The 19,323-nt window shown below is 33.6% G+C and carries 22 protein-coding genes and 1 riboswitch; of the genes, 18 read left to right on the forward strand and 4 right to left on the reverse strand.

Annotated elements, in window-relative coordinates; genetic code table 11:
* Nucleotides 1–15: 15 nt before the first annotated feature.
* The 7 genes from atpA to fabZ all read left to right on the forward strand — a co-directional run bounded on the left by atpA (nucleotide 16) and on the right by fabZ (nucleotide 6,710).
* Nucleotides 16–1,527, forward strand: coding sequence for a F0F1 ATP synthase subunit alpha (atpA, locus tag AOB58_RS12990; RefSeq protein ID WP_002507079.1), 1,512 nt, complete (start codon nucleotides 16–18; stop codon nucleotides 1,525–1,527).
* A 30-nt stretch (nucleotides 1,528–1,557) separates the two neighbouring features.
* Nucleotides 1,558–2,424: an ATP synthase F1 subunit gamma gene (gene atpG, locus AOB58_RS12995; protein WP_002507080.1), complete on the forward strand. Its 867-nt coding sequence runs from the start codon at nucleotides 1,558–1,560 to the stop codon at nucleotides 2,422–2,424.
* Between the two features lie 22 nt (nucleotides 2,425–2,446).
* Nucleotides 2,447–3,859 (forward strand): F0F1 ATP synthase subunit beta, encoded by a 1,413-nt coding sequence (atpD, locus tag AOB58_RS13000; protein WP_021339775.1) that lies wholly within the window; start codon nucleotides 2,447–2,449, stop codon nucleotides 3,857–3,859.
* 19 nt (nucleotides 3,860–3,878) lie between these two features.
* The gene (locus AOB58_RS13005) at nucleotides 3,879–4,283 is read left to right on the forward strand and encodes a F0F1 ATP synthase subunit epsilon (protein WP_002507082.1); all 405 of its coding nucleotides are present in this window, start codon (nucleotides 3,879–3,881) and stop codon (nucleotides 4,281–4,283) included.
* A 323-nt stretch (nucleotides 4,284–4,606) separates the two neighbouring features.
* Nucleotides 4,607–4,840 carry a DUF1146 family protein gene (locus AOB58_RS13010; RefSeq protein ID WP_064783561.1) on the forward strand — a complete coding sequence of 78 codons (234 nt, stop codon included), beginning with the start codon at nucleotides 4,607–4,609 and terminating at the stop codon, nucleotides 4,838–4,840.
* Nucleotides 4,841–4,946: 106 nt separating this feature from the next.
* Nucleotides 4,947–6,212, forward strand: coding sequence for a UDP-N-acetylglucosamine 1-carboxyvinyltransferase (murA, locus tag AOB58_RS13015; protein WP_021339774.1), 1,266 nt, complete (start codon nucleotides 4,947–4,949; stop codon nucleotides 6,210–6,212).
* Between the two features lie 57 nt (nucleotides 6,213–6,269).
* On the forward strand, nucleotides 6,270–6,710 hold the full coding sequence (gene fabZ / locus AOB58_RS13020; RefSeq protein ID WP_064783562.1) for a 3-hydroxyacyl-ACP dehydratase FabZ: 441 nt from the start codon (nucleotides 6,270–6,272) through the stop codon (nucleotides 6,708–6,710).
* Between the two features lie 68 nt (nucleotides 6,711–6,778).
* On the opposite strand, the gene AOB58_RS13025 is transcribed toward fabZ, so the two are convergent.
* A complete protein-coding gene (locus AOB58_RS13025) occupies nucleotides 6,779–7,219 on the reverse strand; it encodes a YwpF-like family protein (RefSeq protein ID WP_002507086.1) in 441 nt (146 codons plus the stop codon).
* A gap of 190 nt (nucleotides 7,220–7,409) precedes the next feature.
* Between AOB58_RS13025 and AOB58_RS13030 the strand changes: the two genes are divergently transcribed.
* The 7 genes from AOB58_RS13030 (at nucleotide 7,410) to yidC (ending at nucleotide 13,268) form a co-directional block, all read left to right on the forward strand.
* Nucleotides 7,410–7,829, forward strand: coding sequence for a single-stranded DNA-binding protein (locus AOB58_RS13030; protein WP_064783563.1), 420 nt, complete (start codon nucleotides 7,410–7,412; stop codon nucleotides 7,827–7,829).
* Between the two features lie 483 nt (nucleotides 7,830–8,312).
* Nucleotides 8,313–8,993 (forward strand): transglycosylase family protein, encoded by a 681-nt coding sequence (locus AOB58_RS13035; protein WP_002507088.1) that lies wholly within the window; start codon nucleotides 8,313–8,315, stop codon nucleotides 8,991–8,993.
* A gap of 214 nt (nucleotides 8,994–9,207) precedes the next feature.
* Nucleotides 9,208–9,307, forward strand: a riboswitch (TPP riboswitch).
* Between the two features lie 78 nt (nucleotides 9,308–9,385).
* Entirely contained in the window at nucleotides 9,386–10,075 is a 690-nt protein-coding gene (gene tenA, locus AOB58_RS13040; protein WP_064783564.1) for a thiaminase II, read from the forward strand.
* On the forward strand, nucleotides 10,068–10,889 hold the full coding sequence (thiD, locus tag AOB58_RS13045) for a bifunctional hydroxymethylpyrimidine kinase/phosphomethylpyrimidine kinase (RefSeq protein ID WP_021339939.1): 822 nt from the start codon (nucleotides 10,068–10,070) through the stop codon (nucleotides 10,887–10,889). The genes tenA and thiD overlap by 8 nt, the downstream gene beginning before the upstream one ends.
* Nucleotides 10,882–11,673: a hydroxyethylthiazole kinase gene (thiM, locus tag AOB58_RS13050; protein ID WP_064783598.1), complete on the forward strand. Its 792-nt coding sequence runs from the start codon at nucleotides 10,882–10,884 to the stop codon at nucleotides 11,671–11,673. The genes thiD and thiM overlap by 8 nt, the downstream gene beginning before the upstream one ends.
* Nucleotides 11,673–12,311, forward strand: coding sequence for a thiamine phosphate synthase (thiE, locus tag AOB58_RS13055; RefSeq protein ID WP_064783565.1), 639 nt, complete (start codon nucleotides 11,673–11,675; stop codon nucleotides 12,309–12,311). Before thiM ends, thiE begins: the two co-directional genes overlap by 1 nt.
* Before the next feature lie 87 nt (nucleotides 12,312–12,398).
* Entirely contained in the window at nucleotides 12,399–13,268 is an 870-nt protein-coding gene (gene yidC, locus AOB58_RS13060) for a membrane protein insertase YidC (RefSeq protein ID WP_002507093.1), read from the forward strand.
* Nucleotides 13,269–13,338: 70 nt separating this feature from the next.
* On the opposite strand, the gene AOB58_RS13065 is transcribed toward yidC, so the two are convergent.
* Nucleotides 13,339–13,989 carry an HD domain-containing protein gene (locus AOB58_RS13065; protein WP_064783566.1) on the reverse strand — a complete coding sequence of 217 codons (651 nt, stop codon included), beginning with the start codon at nucleotides 13,987–13,989 and terminating at the stop codon, nucleotides 13,339–13,341.
* A gap of 127 nt (nucleotides 13,990–14,116) precedes the next feature.
* Nucleotides 14,117–15,601, reverse strand: a complete 1,485-nt coding sequence (cls, locus tag AOB58_RS13070; protein ID WP_021339943.1) for a cardiolipin synthase — start codon at nucleotides 15,599–15,601, stop codon at nucleotides 14,117–14,119.
* 143 nt (nucleotides 15,602–15,744) lie between these two features.
* On the opposite strand from cls, the gene csoR reads away from it, so the two are divergent.
* The 3 genes from csoR to AOB58_RS13485 all read left to right on the forward strand — a co-directional run bounded on the left by csoR (nucleotide 15,745) and on the right by AOB58_RS13485 (nucleotide 16,619).
* On the forward strand, nucleotides 15,745–16,038 hold the full coding sequence (csoR, locus tag AOB58_RS13075) for a copper-sensing transcriptional repressor CsoR (protein ID WP_002507096.1): 294 nt from the start codon (nucleotides 15,745–15,747) through the stop codon (nucleotides 16,036–16,038).
* 14 nt (nucleotides 16,039–16,052) lie between these two features.
* A complete protein-coding gene (gene csoZ, locus AOB58_RS13080; RefSeq protein ID WP_031266142.1) occupies nucleotides 16,053–16,265 on the forward strand; it encodes a putative copper chaperone CsoZ in 213 nt (70 codons plus the stop codon).
* A gap of 213 nt (nucleotides 16,266–16,478) precedes the next feature.
* Nucleotides 16,479–16,619, forward strand: a complete 141-nt coding sequence (locus AOB58_RS13485; protein ID WP_002507098.1) for an Lmo0850 family protein — start codon at nucleotides 16,479–16,481, stop codon at nucleotides 16,617–16,619.
* A gap of 155 nt (nucleotides 16,620–16,774) precedes the next feature.
* On the opposite strand, the gene rodA is transcribed toward AOB58_RS13485, so the two are convergent.
* Nucleotides 16,775–17,977, reverse strand: a complete 1,203-nt coding sequence (gene rodA / locus AOB58_RS13085) for a rod shape-determining protein RodA (protein ID WP_002507099.1) — start codon at nucleotides 17,975–17,977, stop codon at nucleotides 16,775–16,777.
* A 274-nt stretch (nucleotides 17,978–18,251) separates the two neighbouring features.
* Here rodA and AOB58_RS13090 point away from each other — a divergent pair, with 274 nt between their 5' ends.
* Nucleotides 18,252–19,322 carry a D-alanine--D-alanine ligase gene (locus AOB58_RS13090; protein ID WP_002507100.1) on the forward strand — a complete coding sequence of 357 codons (1,071 nt, stop codon included), beginning with the start codon at nucleotides 18,252–18,254 and terminating at the stop codon, nucleotides 19,320–19,322.
* Nucleotide 19,323 lies beyond the last annotated feature (1 nt).

Below are 19,323 nucleotides of genomic sequence, written 5' to 3' on the forward strand. Positions count from 1 at the left end.
TAAGGAGTGACATAGATGGCCATTAAAGCTGAAGAAATCAGTGCATTACTTCGCTCACAAATAGAAAATTATGAGTCAGAAATGGCTGTTACTGATGTAGGTACAGTACTACAAATAGGTGATGGTATAGCATTAATCCACGGATTAAATGATGTTATGGCTGGTGAGCTAGTAGAATTTAATAGCGGCGTTCTAGGTTTAGCACAAAACTTAGAAGAGTCAAATGTAGGTGTCGTAATTTTAGGCCCTTACGATGACATAAAAGAAGGGGACGAAGTAAAACGTACTGGACGTATTATGGAAGTTCCTGTTGGTGAAGAATTACTTGGCCGTGTTGTTAACCCATTAGGACAACCAATAGATGGACAAGGTCCTGCTAACACAACAAAGACACGCCCAGTTGAGAAAAAAGCAACTGGTGTAATGGATCGTAAATCAGTTGATGAACCATTACAAACGGGTATTAAAGCGATTGACGCATTAGTACCAATTGGCCGTGGACAACGTGAATTAATAATAGGTGACCGTCAAACTGGTAAAACAACAGTTGCAATTGATACGATTTTAAACCAAAAAGATCAAGATACGATTTGTATTTATGTTGCAATCGGTCAAAAAGATTCAACTGTACGTACGAACGTTGAAAAATTACGCCAGGAAGGCGCGTTGGATTATACAATTATTGTTTCTGCTTCTGCAGCTGATCCGGCACCAATGCTTTATATTGCACCGTATTCTGGTGTAGCTATGGCTGAAGAATTCATGTTCGATGGTAAGGATGTATTAATAGTTTATGATGATTTAACAAAACAAGCTGCGGCTTATCGTGAATTATCATTACTATTACGTAGACCTCCAGGCCGTGAAGCTTACCCTGGTGACGTGTTCTACTTACATAGTAGATTGTTAGAAAGAGCAGCAAAATTAAACGATGAATTAGGTGGCGGTTCAATTACTGCATTACCAATTATCGAAACACAAGCTGGCGATATCGCAGCATATGTACCAACAAACGTTATTTCAATCACTGATGGACAAATTTTCTTACAATCAGATTTATTCTTCTCTGGTGTAAGACCTGCAATCAATGCTGGTCAGTCAGTATCACGTGTTGGTGGTTCTGCACAGATTAAAGCAATGAAAAAAGTTGCCGGTACTTTACGTTTGGACTTAGCGTCGTTCCGTGAATTAGAATCATTTGCTCAATTTGGTTCTGATTTAGATGAATTTACTGCACAAAAATTAGAACGTGGTAAACGTACTGTAGAAATTTTAAAACAAGATAAAAACCAACCACTACCTGTAGAGAATCAAGTATTAATTATTTATGCTCTAACTAAAGGTTATTTAGATGATATTCCAGTTGAAGACATCACTCGTTTTGAATCAGAATTAAATCAATGGGCGAAATCAAATGCCTCTGAATTATTAGACGAAATCAAAACTTCTGGTGCTTTACCTAACGAAGATGCATTTGAATCAGCTATTACTGAATTTAAAAAAAGTTTCAGTAAAACAGAAGCATAGTAGTTATAGTAAATAAAAGGTGGTGAGATAATGGGATCTCTTAAAGAGATTGATACACGTATAAAATCAACTAAAAAAATGAAACAAATTACGAAAGCAATGAACATGGTTTCAAGTTCAAAATTGCGTCGTGCTGAAAGAAATACAAATCAATTCAGACCTTATATGGAAAAAATGCAAGATGCAATTACTGCGGTTGCTGGTGCAGATAAAAATTCAAATCACCCAATGTTACAACAACGTGAAGTGAAGAAAAGTGGCTATATTGTCATTACAAGTGATCAAGGATTGGCAGGCGCATATAATGCAAATGTATTGAAGCATTTAGTTAACGATATTGAGAATAAGCATGCTAGTAAAGATGAATATTCAATTTTAGTCTTAGGACAAACTGGTGTGGATTTCCTTAAAAATAAAGGTTATGAAGTTCATGATTCACTTGTTGAAGTACCTGATCAACCTTCATTTAAAGAAATACAAGCTATCGCTAAAAAAGCGGTAGATTTATATAGCGATGAAGCAGTAGATGAGGTTAAAATCTACTATAGTCATTTCGTCAGTGTATTAGAAAATACACCTTCCATGAAAACTGTACTTCCATTGTCTCCAGAAGATTCTAGTTTAGGACATGGTCAAATGTCTTCATATGAATTTGAGCCAGACAAAGAAGCAATCTTAAGCGTTATTCTACCTCAATATGTAGAGAGTTTAATATATGGAACGATTTTAGATGCGAAAGCAAGTGAGCATGCGACTCGTATGACTGCTATGAAAAATGCATCTGATAATGCGACAGAGATTATTGATGATTTATCAATTGAATATAACAGAGCTAGACAAGCAGAAATCACTCAACAAATTACTGAAATTGTTGGTGGATCAGTTGCGCTTGAATAATTATTAAAGGAGGCAAAAAAGCATGGGATTAGGCCGTGTAACACAAATTATGGGTCCAGTAATTGATGTTCGCTTTGAGCACAATGAAGTTCCAGAAATTAACAATGCTTTAACAGTCGACGTTGAAAGAGATGAAGGTACTGTCACGCTTACATTAGAAGTTGCATTACAACTTGGCGATAATGTAGTACGTACGATTGCAATGGATTCAACTGATGGTGTTAAACGTGGTACAGAAGTTCGAGATAGTGGTGAAAGTATCAGCGTACCAGTTGGAGATATTACATTAGGTCGAGTATTCAACGTACTTGGCGATACAATTGATTTAGATGAAAAAATCGAAAATTCAGTTCGACGTGATCCAATTCATAGAGAAGCACCTGCATTCGATGAATTATCTACTAAAGTTGAAATTTTAGAAACAGGAATTAAAGTTATCGATTTATTAGCACCATATATTAAAGGTGGTAAAATCGGTTTATTCGGTGGAGCCGGTGTTGGTAAAACTGTATTAATTCAAGAATTAATTAATAACATTGCTCAAGAACATGGTGGTATTTCTGTATTTGCCGGTGTTGGTGAACGTACACGTGAAGGTAATGACTTATACTTCGAGATGAGTGATAGTGGTGTTATTAAGAAAACTGCAATGGTATTCGGTCAAATGAACGAACCGCCTGGTGCACGTATGCGTGTAGCATTATCTGGTTTAACAATGGCAGAATATTTCCGTGACGAACAAGGACAAGATGTATTACTATTCGTTGATAACATTTTCAGATTTACACAAGCTGGTTCAGAAGTATCAGCATTGTTAGGTCGTATGCCTTCAGCTGTTGGGTATCAACCAACATTAGGTACGGAAATGGGACAATTACAAGAACGTATTACATCAACAAACAAAGGTTCGGTTACTTCAATCCAAGCGGTATTCGTACCTGCCGATGACTATACTGACCCTGCGCCAGCAGCAGTATTTGCTCACTTAGATGCAACTACAAACTTAGAACGTAAATTAACTGAAATGGGTATTTATCCAGCGGTTGATCCGTTAGCATCTACTTCAAGAGCACTTGACCCAACGATTGTTGGACAAGATCATTATGAAATAGCACGTGATGTACAATCTACTTTACAAAAGTATAGAGAGTTACAAGACATCATTGCTATTTTAGGTATGGATGAATTATCGGAAGAAGATAAACTAACTGTAGAACGCGCACGTCGTATTCAGTTCTTCTTATCACAAAACTTCCACGTAGCAGAACAATTCACTGGTCAAAAAGGTTCTTACGTTCCAGTTCAAAAAACTGTAGAAGGTTTCAAAGCAATTTTAGATGGCGATTATGACCATATCCCTGAAGATGCATTCCGTCTTGTTGGTAGTATGGAAGAAGTAATTGCTAAAGCTAAAGACATGGGTGTTGAAGTTTAAAAATTAGGAGGTATGGATAATGAACACATTAAGCCTAAATATTGTCACTCCTAATGGTTCTGTTAACAACCGAGAAGATGTTAATCTTGCAGTGTTCCAAACTACTGCAGGTGAGATCGGTGTCATGTATGGACATATTCCAACAGTTGCAGCACTTGAAATTGGCTATGTCAAAATTAACTTTGATAATGGTTCAGAATATATTGCAGTGAGTGAAGGTTTTGTTGAGGTTAGACAAGATAAATTATCGGTTATTGTACAAACTGCAGAACCTGCTAACGAAATAGATGTAGCTAGAGCAGAGTTAGCTAAATCTAGAGCAGAATCTCATATAAATAATGAAGAAGATAATAGTGATATTAGTAGAGCTAAGCGTGCGTTAGAACGTGCTAACAACCGTATTCGTGTCGCTAACTTACAATAAATATTATTTGAAATTTGAAGTTCCTAATAGAAGGAACTTCATTTTTTTTTGATTATAAAACGCATTAATATCCTCGCAGTTCATTATTTTATTGAAGGATGTCCTATAAATAAACGATTTTAATTCCTATATAGAATATTTTATTACGAGATATACATAAAATATTTTTATCTTTATATTTAATATGAATATCTTTTATGCTATTAGGGAATAGCAAAATATAACATTTAGTTATATTAGGGGATTTACCGTTGTTCTTAAGTATCTTTTAGAGCCAATTTCGTGTAAAATAGTTGAATAGTATGAAGTGAGGAGCATGGCTTATGGAGTATTTAGGACAGTTCTCAGTTGTACATCTTATCTTACATGTGCTTTGTATTAGTGTTGCTTATTGGGCACTTAACTCAATAAGGTTAGATCAATTTTTTAAAAAAGGGTATCCAGTTCAAGTTCAGATATGTATGATATTTTTAGCAATATTATTAGGTACAGCAGTAAGTAATTTTATTGTAGATTTACTACAATTTTCAACTCAAATAAAATATTTAGCACAATAATTCAAATATCTGTATATTTGTTTGGTTTACAGATATAATAATTTAAGAGTACATAAAAAAGATGAATTTTAATGAAATATAAAAGTAGTTAAGTGGAGGATTTAAGATGGATATGATAGAGATTAATGGTGGAAATAGATTAACTGGTGAAGTGAAAGTATCAGGTGCAAAAAATGCTGTATTACCAGTATTAACTGCTTCACTATTAGCATCAAAAGGTGTTAGTAAACTTATGAATGTACCAGCACTTAGTGATGTGGAGACGATTAATAATGTAATTTCAACATTAAATGCAGATGTTTCATACAATAAAGAAGAAGAATCTGTCACTGTTGATGCCACAAAGGAATTAAATGAAGAGGCACCATATGAGTATGTGAGCAAAATGAGAGCAAGTATACTTGTAATGGGTCCATTATTAGCTCGTCTAGGTCATGCAAAAGTTGCGTTGCCAGGTGGTTGTGCAATTGGTTCAAGACCTATCGAACAACATATCAAAGGCTTTGAAGAGTTGGGTGCTGATATCCATATGGATGGTGGTTTTATTTATGCCAGCACTGAAAATGGATTGAAAGGTACATCAATTCACTTAGATTTTCCAAGTGTAGGAGCGACTCAGAATATCATTATGGCTGCATCATTAGCTGAAGGTAAAACAGTGTTAGAAAACGTAGCACGTGAACCAGAGATTGTTGATTTAGCAAACTATATCAATGAAATGGGCGGTAATGTAGTAGGCGCAGGTACAGATACGATAACTATTCACGGGGTTGAAGCATTACATGGAGTAGAACATTCAATTATCCCTGACAGAATTGAAGCAGGAACGCTACTTATTGCAGGAGCAATTACACGTGGTGATATAATTGTAAACGGAGCTATCAAAGAACACATGACAAGTTTAGTTTATAAATTAGAAGAAATGGGCGTAAACTTAGATTATCAAGGTGACACGATACGTGTTACAGCAGAAGGCCCATTAAATCCTGTAGATATTAAAACACTACCTCACCCAGGTTTTCCAACTGATATGCAGTCACAAATGATGGCATTGTTACTTACAGCAGACGGTCATAAAGTAGTGACTGAAACAGTTTTTGAAAATAGATTTATGCATGTTGGAGAATTCAAACGCATGAACGCTAAAATACAAGTTGAAGGTAGAAGCGCAAAAATTGAAGGTAAAAGTGAACTTCAAGGTGCTCAAGTAAAAGCAACAGATTTACGTGCAGCAGCGGCCCTTATTTTAGCAGGACTTGTAGCTGATGGAACAACCCAAGTTACTGAGTTAATACACTTAGATAGAGGTTATGTTGATTTACATGGTAAATTAAAATCTTTAGGTGCCGATATCAAACGTACACAAAAATAATACTTCAATGTATTAATATAAAACTCGCAACGAAAGAAGATTTGGAGGAAGCAAATAATGGAGACAATTTTCGATTATAATCAGATTAAAGATATTATTCCACACAGACAACCATTTTTATTAATTGATCGCGTGATTGAATACGAAGAAGGCGAACGATGTGTAGCTATTAAACAAGTTTCTGGAAATGAGCCGTTTTTCCAAGGGCATTTTCCTGAATTTGCAGTTATGCCAGGCGTATTAATTACCGAAGCCTTAGCACAAACAGGTGCGGTAGCTATTTTAAATAGTGATGCAAATAAAGGCAAACTTGCATTATTTGCAGGAATCGATAAATGTCGATTTAAGAAACAAGTCACACCAGGTGATACTTTACAATTAGAAGTTGAAATTACGAAGATGCGTGGACCAATTGGAAAAGGGACTGCGAAAGCAACTGTTGATGGTCAACTTGCATGTAGTTGTGAATTAACATTTGCAATACAAGATAAAGAATAAATAAAAATGCCTTAAGGATTTGTGAATTCCACTAAATCCTTAAGGCATTTTTGTGTTTAATATTTACTTTACTTTTCGAATTTTTCATCTTTAAGTCTTGGTTTAGATTGCATCATACGATTAAATGATTTTTTCAGTTCTTCACCAGTTAAGCCTTCATCAATCAACTGTTCTAATAAGCTTTCTGCATAAACTTGTCTCAAAGTATAGATGTGACATTCAAATACTACAGAAATAGTGTCATCTAATTGGCTAATATTTTTTATTGTTGCGTCAAATAGCGCAGGGTCATTAGCTGGACGTGTAATGACAACACGAATATCTAAGAGATCTTCATTATTCATATATTGTTTCATGGTTTCATAATGGAAGTCTGAAATGACGATTTCAAGCAACCAGCCAGTACCACTATTTTCTTTATTTATAATGACTCCATCTTCTAATTCATATTCAGTAACTCCGCCATTTTCTGATACGATTTGAAATCGAACGGCTTTAAATGTTTTCATCGTCTTCACATCCAATTGATTAATTTAAAATCTACTATAATTGCATTTATATAATCATTATAACGTAATTTCAAAAGAGAAAGGTGAAATTTGTAGAAATTAGTAGTAATTTACTTTTTGGTTTATGAAAATATGAGTTTTGACTCAATTTATAAATTTAATTATGATTAAAACACAAAGGAGGTGACCTATGATAAATAACATCGTCATTGTAGGACGATTAACAAAAGATCCCAAAATTTATGAAAAGGAGGGGAAGAAGTTAGCTACCTTTTGTGTAGCAGTAAATAGAAATTATAAAGATAAAGATCAAAATACAGTCTGTGATTATTTGTATTGTAAAGCATTTGATAAAATTGCTGACAATATTGAAAAGTATATCAATCAAGGATCACTTGTAGGTATTACTGGACAAATGCAATCACGTAAATTTGAAAAAGAAGGACAGATGCATTTTGTATCAGAACTTTATATCGAAACAATTAAATTCATGTCTCCACGAACTAAAAATGAAACGGATGAACTTTTTGAACCATTCCCATTAGAGCAAGATCATGAATCATTCAACGAAATTAATATTCAAGAAAATGATATATACGAAATTGTATAAAACTCCCACTTAAAACTTATCCCACATTAAACTATTCCAATTAATATACATTAAATCCTACTATCAATTATACTTCTTTCAGGCTATTCCTCTTAATAATGCCCAATCTAGAGGAATAGCTTTACATATTATATCTATCCATATATACATCTAAAAAATAAGTGAACGTAAAAGTACTGTAAAATTCAATTCACAAAACTTCTTGAAAATGCGATTTATAGCATTTACATAATACAGAATAATCAGTTTAATTACGAAAATATTACAAGGATATAAAGTCAATTATAGTACAAAAGGTTATCATGGTAGTACTTATATGCTTAAATATACATAAAAATGAGTATTGGTGATGTAATTAGGTTGTAAAAAAAAGGTTTGTTTTTTTATTTCACTGTAACCTACAAAGAACTTTTGAATGATATAGTTGTAGTTGCAAATTAATCATAAAATAAATTAATCACCTTATAGGAGGACTTTTTAACAATGAAAAAAACAGTAATCGCATCAACTTTAGCACTAGGATTAGGCGTAACAGGAGCAGCAAATTCAGCTGACGCTTCAGAACAAGGCGTAGACAAAGCAGAATTAGCTCAATTAGCTCAATCAAACTCAGAACAATTAAATGAAGCACCTGTACAAGAAGGCGCTTATGACATAGATTTCAATTATAATGGTACAGACTATAGCTTTGAATCAGATGGTACAAACTTTAGCTGGAGCTTTGGCGGAGGCTCAACTGAAGCACCTGCTCAACAAGAAGCACCAGCTGAACAAGCAGCAGAGCCAGCACAACAATCAGCACCAGCTGAACAAGCTGCAGAACCAGCTCAACAAGAAGCACCAAAAACTGAAGCAACTCAACAACCACAACAAGAATCTACTTCAAAAGAATCAAGCTCAAGTGAAGCTTCAAGTGGTTCATCAGTAAATGTTAACTCTCATTTACAAGCAATCGCTCAACGTGAATCAGGCGGCGATCTTAAAGCTGTTAACCCATCATCAGGTGCAGCAGGTAAATATCAATTCTTACAAAGCACTTGGGATTCAGTAGCTCCAGCAGCTTACCAAGGTGTATCTCCAACAGAAGCACCTGAATCAGTACAAGATGCTGCAGCAGTTAAACTTTATAATGAAGTTGGCGCTTCACAATGGGTTACTGCATAATTTAGTCAGTAATTAACTATAAATACTATAAACGTATGCCAATAAAGTCACCGACTTTGTTGGCATTTTTTTGTCCACGATTTCCACTAATACAACTACAGCTTGTAGTTACTGTGTCATCGCTATAATATTTACAACATAGACGCTTCATTGAAGTACGTTCTTTTGCAATGTCACACTACATTTGTTATGTTTAAAGAAATAATAATATATGAAAATCTACTAGGGGAGCCTTTATGGCTGAGATGATTTAGTTCAGACCCTTACGACCTGATTTGGTTAATGCCAACGTAGGAAAGTAGTTTAATTTATAATTGAATTGCTTAGCCTTTCTATTAATTAACTACATTCTTACTTGGAATGTAGTTTTTTTATATTTAGGAGGACTTAACGTGTTATTTTCAAAAGAATTAAAAATAGATGCCAAGCCAATTATTGATGACATTTATAATGACCCATTTATACAAGAAATGTTACAAGGTCATTTATCTAAGGATGCTACTAAATTTTATTTAAGAGCAGATGCATCTTATTTAAAAGAGTTTGCTAATATTTACGCATTACTCATACCTAAAATGGAGCAAATGGAAGATGTAAAATTTTTAGTTGAACAGATACAATTTATTGTTGATGGAGAAGTGGCGGCACACGAAATATTAGCTGAATATGTAAATGAACCTTACAATGAAATTGTACGAGAGAAAGTTTGGCCACCGAGCGGCGATCATTATATTAAACACATGTATTTTAATGCTTTTGCTAAAGAAAATGCAGCATACACAATTGCTGCCATGGCGCCTTGTCCATACGTATATCAAGTTATTGCACAACAAGCGTTACAAGACCATACTTTAAATACCGATTCTATTTTGGCAAAATGGTTTGAATTTTATAGTACCGAAATGGATGAACTTGTGCATATTTTTGATAATTTAATGGATAAATTGACACAAAATTGCACAAAACAAGAGAAAGCTGACATCAAAGATTGTTTCTTACAGAGTACAGTTCATGAACGCAAATTTTTTAATATGTCATTCATTGAAGAAGAATGGCTTTATGGAGGGGTTAATAATGAATAAACCTAAAATTGCTTTAACTATAGCAGGCACTGACCCAACGGGTGGCGCAGGTGTCATGGCAGATTTAAAATCATTTCATGCTTGTGGCGTATACGGTATGGCTGCGATAACGAGTATCGTAGCGCAAAACACAAAAGGCGTTCAACATATTCATAACATAGAAACAAGTTGGTTATCCGAGCAATTAGAAAGTATCTTTGATGATGAGTTACCTCATGCGCTGAAAACAGGCATGATAGCTTCAAAAGAAATGATGGAATTAATACAATATTATTTAAAGCAATATCCAGAGATTCCTTATGTAATAGATCCTGTAATGTTAGCTAAAAGTGGTGACTCGTTGATGGATGAGGATGCTAAAGCTGACTTGCAAAATATTCTATTGCCTTATGCTACTGTGGCAACACCAAACTTGCCCGAAGCAGAGGAAATAACAGGATTAACGATACAAGACGAATCATCAATTTATAAAGCAGGCGACATTTTCATTAATGAAATTGGCAGTAAAGGTGTTGTTATCAAAGGTGGACATTCAGAGGATTTAGACTTCGCTAAAGATTATTTATTCACTAATGAAAATGTATATACTTTTGAAGAACCTCGATTTGATACAAAACATACGCATGGTACAGGGTGTACTTTTTCGGCAGTGATTACTGCAGAATTAGCAAAAGGTAAAACAATATATGAAGCAGTGAAAAAAGCAAAACAGTTCATTTCTTTAAGCATTAAACACACACCTGAAATTGGTCAAGGTAGAGGACCAGTTAATCATTTTGCATATATGAAAGAGGTAGGATTAGATGATGAATAATTTAGAAGTACTCAGAAATAGTAACCCGTTAGTTATTTGTTATACAAACGATGTTGTTAAAAATTTTACAGCAAATGGCTTATTAAGTTTAGGAGCAAGTCCAGCAATGAGTGAAGCACCAGAGGAAGCGTCAGATATGTTAACTCACGCGAATGCTTTACTGATTAATATTGGCACGCTGACTAAAGATAAAGAGTCATATATTTTAAAAATTGCGAAGGTAGCTAATCAAATTGGAGCACCAATCGTCTTTGATCCTGTTGCTGTAGGTGCATCACAATACCGCAAAGATTTCTGTGAGACATTTTTAAGTGAGGTTAAGGTAGCAGTTATCAAAGGTAACGCCTCAGAAATTTTAACGCTAATTGATAATGATACACAAATGAAAGGTACAGATAGTGATATAAATCTGGATGCTGTGACTATTGCTAAAAAAGCTCATACACAATTCGGGACAGCGATAGTTATCACAGGTAAAGAAGATATTGTAATGCATGAAGATAAAATTCTAAAACTTGCTAATGGTTCGCCTATGCTTGCAAAAGTCACAGGTGCAGGTTGTTTATTAGGCGCTGTGATAGCGAGCTTTTTAGAATCCAAGCAGCAGCCACAATTAAATCAATTGGTAGAAGCAGTTACTATATATAATATTGCTGCTGAACAAGCTGAAAAAAATTCGGTTAACCGAGGGCCTGGCACATTTATGGTTGAATTAATAAATGCCCTATATCAAGTCACATATGATGATTATTTGAATTTAATACGCAGTCAAGAGGTGCAATAATGTTTGATAAAAGTAAGCTAAAACTTTATTTTATTTGTGGCACGCAAGATGTTGCAGAAGGTGAATCGATTATTGATGTTGTAACTGAAGCTTTAGAAGCAGGTATAACACTATTTCAGTATAGAGAGAAAGGAAAAACTGCATTAGTAGGTGATGATAAAGTGAGGATGGCAAAACAATTACTTTCGTTGTGCCATCAATACGATGTACCTTTTATAGTAAATGATGATGTGAGTTTAGCTAAAGATATTGATGCAGATGGTATTCATGTAGGGCAAAATGATTTAGAAGTAAATGAATTTGCACAACAATTTGAAAATAAAATCATTGGTCTGAGTGTAGGTGATGTAGATGAATACTTAAATTCTGATTTGAAATATGTCGATTATATGGGTGTTGGTCCAATGTTTGCTACGACATCTAAAGATGATGCAAGTTTGCCAGTTGGTCCAGAAATGATTACACAATTAAGACATTACGTTAATGATTTTCCGATTGTTGCGATTGGTGGCATCAATTTAGATAATACACCATCTATAATTCATGCTGGGGCAGATGGTATATCAATTATTTCGGCTATTGCTAAAAGTCAAAATATAAGTGAATCAGTAAGACAATTTTTAAAAACTGTTGAATAATGTATAAAAATTTCTTTTTTTGTTTTCTACTTCCCTATGAGTATGATAAAATAAATTCTATGTGAATAAATCATTAGAGGTGGAAAAATGAAGAAGAAAGCGCTACTCCCTTTATTATTAGGTGTAATGGTCTTTTTAGCAGGTTGTGACTATTCTAAACCTGAAAATAGAGATGGGTTTTTCTATAATACGTTCGTAAATCCAATGGACAGTCTTATACATTGGTTAGGAACTAGTTTTAATAACGACTATGGACTAGCAATTATTGTCATTGTATTGGCGATGCGTATCATATTATTACCATTCATGTTATCGAATTATAAAAACAGTCACATGATGCGTGAAAAAATGAAAGTTGCTAAACCGGATATTGATGCAATTCAAGAAAAGGTTAAGCGTTCACGTACGCAAGAAGAAAAAATGGCAGCTAACCAAGAAATGATGGAAGTTTACAAGAAATATGATATGAATCCGATGAAGAGCATGTTAGGTTGTTTACCAATCTTGCTTCAAATGCCAATCATCATGGGTCTTTTCTTCGTATTGAAATATCCTTCAAGTGGTGGTTTCACTGAACACCCTGATTTCTTATGGTTTAACTTAGCTCAACCAGATATTTGGATTACGATTATAGCAGGTGTCTTATACTTCTTACAAGCTTATGTTTCAAGTAAGAGTATGCCAAACGAACAGCGTCAAATGGGTTATATGATGATGATTATTTCGCCAATTATGATTGTGTGGATTTCATTAAGTTCTGCATCAGCATTAGGTCTATACTGGTCAGTCAGTGCGGCATTCTTGATTGTACAAACACAAGTAGCGAATATGCATTATTCTAAACTTGCTAAAAAAGAAGTAGCACCAATGATTGAAGCTATGGAGAAAAACAAAGCTGAAACAGCGAGCAAAGGTAAAAACACACAAGTTGTTTCTAAGAAAAATAAGAAAAAATAAATTATTTAAATTCTAAATAAATTTGTAATGAAAAGTCATCGTAGTTTTAAACTACGATGACTTTTTTGTATTATTTGAAATACCATTCATTAAAAAATTGAGTTACAAATACTTCCATATATTCGTGTCTCTGTTGTGCAAGTCGTTTAGCGGTTGGTGTATGCATTAAAGCTTTAAGTTTAAACAGTTTTTCATAAAAATGTTTAATAGCTGATGCTGGAAAATTTTTATTATCGATTTCTTTGTTAGACAAAGTATCGTTGTATGCTCCTTCAATCCACATGGGTTCTCCAAAATGACCAGCATATTGGAAAGTACGAGCAATTCCAATTGCTCCGATAGCATCGAGGCGATCAGCATCACGTACAATTTGGCCCTCTATTGATAATGAAATATCATTATTTTCTCCATTTTTATAACTCATATGTTCAATAATATGTAGAATAGCTTCTTGCTGTTGTATTGGCAGCTGAAGTTGTGTCAAAAATTGTGTTAATCTATGTTTTGCTTGACTAGTGTCGGTAAGTTTAGCGTCAACCGTATCATGTAATAAACTAGCTAGTTGAATGGTTAATAAATTTCCAACTTGCTCTTGTTGCGCAATGTAGTTTGCCATTTTAACGACGCGCAATACGTGAGCGACATCGTGGCCAGTTGCATCCTCTTTATGAAATGACTCCATATATATATGCGCTGAATTGACTATTTCTTGCGGATTCATCTAAACGCCTCTTTTCATAGAAATAAAGTTATATAAGCTAGTGATTTAGTATAATCATTTACTTTATAATAAAGAAAGTCCAAAGTAATATTGATGTTCATCGATTACTTTGGACAGAGTTAAATTATTACAAAATAGGTGATATAAGTCTTGCAATACCTTCTTTAAATTTAATCCACAAACTTCGCTTCTCATACTCCTCTTTTGTTAGTCGATAGGATAAGGCTAAATCTTTTTCAAAAGTGGCTTTAAGTTCTTTCGTTATGAATGTGTCATAAATAAAAGCATTAATTTCAAAATTTAAAGTAAAGCTTCGGTGATCCATATTTGTAGTACCCACACTCGCAACTTCGTCATCTATAAGCAGTATTTTTGAATGTAAAAATCCATTATCGTAATGGAAAATATTGGCACCTGCATCTAACAGTGATGCTACGTTATTATAGGTAGCCCAATATACAAATGGATGGTCAGGTTTATTAGGGATCATGATATTCACATCGACGCCACCTAATGCTGCGATTTTTATCGCGTCTAAGAATGATTGGTCAGGAATAAAGTAAGGAGATTGAATATGAATAGATTGTTTAGCAGAAGTAATCATTTTCAAATAACCATATTTGATTTGCTCCCATTCTTCGTCTGGCCCGCTAGATGCGATTTGGACACCAATCGTACCTCCAGAATCCACATCAGGAAAATAACGTTCAGCGTATTTCAAATTATCGCGTGTTGATTGAACATTCCAATCAAGCATAAAACGTAATTGAAGTGCATTGACAGCATCGCCAACAATTCGTAAATGTGTATCTCTCCAGTAACCAAATTTTTTCTTTAATCCTAAATATTCATCACCAACATTAAAACCACCAATGTAACCAATATGTCCATCGATAATCACTAATTTCCGGTGATTTCGATTGTTCACTCTTAAATTGATTAATGGCAATTTAGAAGGGAAAAAGGCTTCTACTTTACCACCTTTGTTTCGAAATGATTTAAAATCTTTAAGTGATAAACTACGTGAGCCCATGTCATCATAAAGCATCTTCACTTCTAACCCTTGCTCAAGTTTTTGCTCGAGCGCTATTAAAATACGTTTACCTAAGTCGTCATTTCTAAAGATATAGTATTGGATATGGATATAATCCTTTGCCTCGTTTATATCTTTAATAAGTGCATCAAACTTTTCTCTACCATCTGTAAAGATATCAATATCATTATCTGTTGTTAAAAAGGCAGCATTATTGTATAACAACATTTGAACCATATCTTTAAATTTAACAATTTGATGATTACCTTTTGAAAATTCATCGTTCTTTAAGGCTTCTAATTGTTCATTAACAATCATTTCAATACCTATTTTATCTTCTTCATCTAAGGTGAAAATACGGTCTCGCTGAATTTGTCGTCCAAACAATAGATAGATGATAAAGCCTAATATAGGTATGAAGACTAACACTAACAGCCACGCCCACACGGCACCAGCCGAACGTCGTTCCATAAAAATAATTGTGAAGGCAAAGATAAGGTTTAATATAAATGCGCCAAGAAAAATGATGTTAAGAATAACGTTTGTGTTGTTAAACGTTAAAGAAAATATATCTATCATATTAAACCTCCAAAATGCATTTCAGTTAATTAAAGTACTATAAAAGTCTTAATTATTGTAACATGAATATAAGGTTTTATCATTTGACTAATACCGCCTAGGGGTATATCATATAATTGAAATTATTAGGAGGCGTGTAATATATGGCGGAAATACAAAAAGCGCATCACTCAGAACAAATTAAATCTAATTTAAAATCAAGATTAAATCGTATAGAAGGCCAAGTGAGAGCAATTAATCGCATGGTAGATGAAGATGTTTATTGTGATGACGTGCTCACACAAATTAGAGCCACTCGATCGGCTTTAAATGGTGTTGCTACTAAATTATTAGACCATCATATGAAAAGTTGTATTATGGAAAAAGTAGAGCAGGGTCAACAAGAAGAAGCTATGGAAGAACTATTGGTTACATTTCAAAAATTAATGAAGGATTAGGCAAGGCGAACGTAGTGGTAACAAAAGTTATTTATATTTCCGGTATAGAAAATGAAACACAACAAAAACATATTGAACAGCAGCTTAAGCAATTACACGGTGTACACCAAGTCAACATAGAAATAGAAAGCAATAATGGCAAAATTTTCATTGATTTTGAAACCCCTGCAAGTTTAAATAATTTAGAAAAAGAAGTTTATGATTTAGGATATGAAATTTTATATTAAATTGAAATATTAAAAAAGAGTACAGTTTCACTTTAACTGGTTTTTGTTACTTTTGAAAACTTATTTTACAAAGGAAAATTATTTTTACGATGTAATTATACAATAAAATTGACTAAATATTTGACTATAATAAAAAAATTTTGAATATAATGTAGTATTTAGTAATTAAATAGGGTAAGATATAGTAGAAGCAAGTAATTTAGGGGTGATGATATGAGTAAAGATAACGAAAAGATTCAAAATGTAGTTAAACTATTATCATCATTAGGGGTAAACATAAAGAAAACCAAATCAAGATTAGAAGTTATGCAGACTTTGCCGACAACTGTGAAAGCCGCTAACGAACTGAAATAGTAAAGTTACCTAACTAAGCGATTGGAGCAGTGTGCTCCAGTCGTTTTTTTGTTATACAGAAACCTGTTTTATTTAATAATTGGTAAAAAAATAACTGTTACGATCATTGAGATGATTGTAACAGTTATTTTTTAGAAGTAAAAATTAAAATGATTTTATTTTTGAGCTTGTTTTTGAACGTCAGGTGAGTACTGTTTTGGTTGATGATAAGAAATAGATAATAATACACCAATACCACACATTAAACTCCATAAGGAACTACCACCATAGCTTATAAATGGTAATGGAATACCAGTGATAGGTAATAATTGTATTGTCATACCTATATTTTGTAACACGTGGAATAGAATTAGTGCTGTGTAACCAATAATAAATAATTTGCTGAATGGTGATTCAATTTTAGTTGCAAGTCTAACTAGGTGAAACATTAGTCCTAAAAACACTAGAATTAAAATAACTGAGCCAATGAATCCAAACTCTTCTCCAATAACGGAGAAAATAAAATCAGTATGATTTTCAGGGATATATACTTCACCTTGATTGAATCCCTTACCAAATAGTTGACCAGATCCAATGGCTTTAAGTGATTCTGTTAAATGATAGCCGTCGCCACTACTATAAGTATAAGGATCTAACCATGAACTAATGCGTCCGAGTTGGTAAGTTTTAATACCCAAACTATTCTCTATAAGTGATGGCTTGAAAATAATAGATAAGATGATACTTGATGCTAAGAGAAATACTGTAATAAATAATGGTGCAATTATTTTCCATGTGATACCACTCACTATAATTACACCAACAATAATGGCGCAAATAACAAGCGTTGTGCCCAAGTCGTTTTGCAGTAGGATAAGGCCCATAGGAATAATGGAAATACCAAAAATTTTCAGCAGTAATTTAAAATCTGTCTCCAATGATTTATTGAAAGTAAATTGATTATGCTTTGAGATTAGTTTAGCAAGCGCCAATATCAATACTATTTTCATAAATTCTGAAGGCTGTACGCTGATTGGACCTAGTTTATACCAACTCTTTGCACCATTTATAACAGGTGTGAACGGTGTTTCTGGAATAATGATTAATATAAATAAGGCTGCGCAAAAAAGAAAGTACAGTAAATATGTATATTTCATTAGTTTCTTAGGTGAAACTAACATGATTAAAAATGCTATGAATCCGCCAAGGACATAATACAGAACTTGCCTAATGCCAAAGTTGGCGCTATATTGACCGCCACCCATAGCTGAGTTGATTATTGTTACACTAATAATTGCTAACAATACGAGGAAGCCTACTAAAGTCCAGTCGACTCGCCGTATCCAATGGTTGTTTTTTAATTGACGTGAAGTACTCATTTCTTACTCCTTTGAAAAGCTTAGTTTTCTTTAACTTTGTAATATATATAGATTTTACCGAACTTTAATGTATATTGCTAGAAGTAGGGTGCCAAATTGAAAAATTATAATAAGATAACTATATATTGATGAGTTAAAGTTATTACTTTTAATCCATTGTAAAGTGCCATATACTAAATTGAAAAATAAAAAGTTTTTATACTACTTAACAAATGCAAAAAAATATTAAATCGTGATATGATGTAGTTTAAGAATTGTATATGGAGGCTAAAGTATGGCTAAAGAAAATGTATGTATCGTATACGGAGGAAAAAGTGCGGAACACGATGTTTCAATATTAACAGCACAAAATGTCTTAAACGCAATAGATAAAGATCAATATCAAATAGACATCATTTACATAACAAATGAAGGTGACTGGAAAAAGAAAGAAAATATCGTAGACACTATAAATGAAATAGACACTTTACGTTTAACAGATGTTGCTGCAGGTGAAATCTCTCAACTACTTAGTATAGGTAGCACAGGGAACGCCTATAGTGCAGTTTTCCCAGTATTACATGGACCGAATGGTGAAGATGGTACAATTCAAGGTTTGTTTGAAGTATTAGATATACCATATGTAGGAAACGGTGTTTTAGCTGCCTCAAGTTCGATGGATAAACTTGTTATGAAACAATTATTCGCGCATAGAGGATTACCTCAACTACCTTATGTGAGCTTTTTAAGAAGTGAATATCATAAATATGAAAGTAACATTTTGAAACTTGTACATGACAAGTTAGAATATCCAGTATTTGTAAAACCAGCAAACTTAGGTTCTAGTGTTGGTATTAGTAAATGTAATAATGAAGAAGAATTGAAAGTTGGTATTGAAGAAGCATTCCAATTTGACCGTAAATTAGTAATTGAACAAGGTATTGATGCGAGAGAAATAGAAGTAGCTGTACTTGGTAATGACTATCCTGAAACGACTGCGCCAGGTGAAGTGATTAAAGAAGTAGCATTCTATGATTACAAAGCTAAGTACAAAGATGGAAAAATAAAATTAGATATTCCTGCTGATTTAGATGAAGAAGTACAAACAACATTAAGAAATATGGCAGTCGAAGCATTTAAAGCGACAGATTGTTCTGGTTTGTTACGAGCTGATTTCTTTGTCACTGAAGACAATCAAATTTTTATTAACGAAACAAATGCAATGCCAGGTTTTACTGCTTTTAGTATGTATCCAAGACTTTGGGAAAACATGGGTGTAACATATGCTGAATTAATTGAAAGATTAATTGAATTAGCGAAAGAAAAGCATGAAGATAAGAAACAAAATAAATACAAAATTGACTGAG

The organism is Staphylococcus sp. AntiMn-1 (genome assembly GCF_001663395.1).
GTDB classification, from domain to species: Bacteria; Bacillota; Bacilli; order Staphylococcales; family Staphylococcaceae; genus Staphylococcus; species Staphylococcus equorum.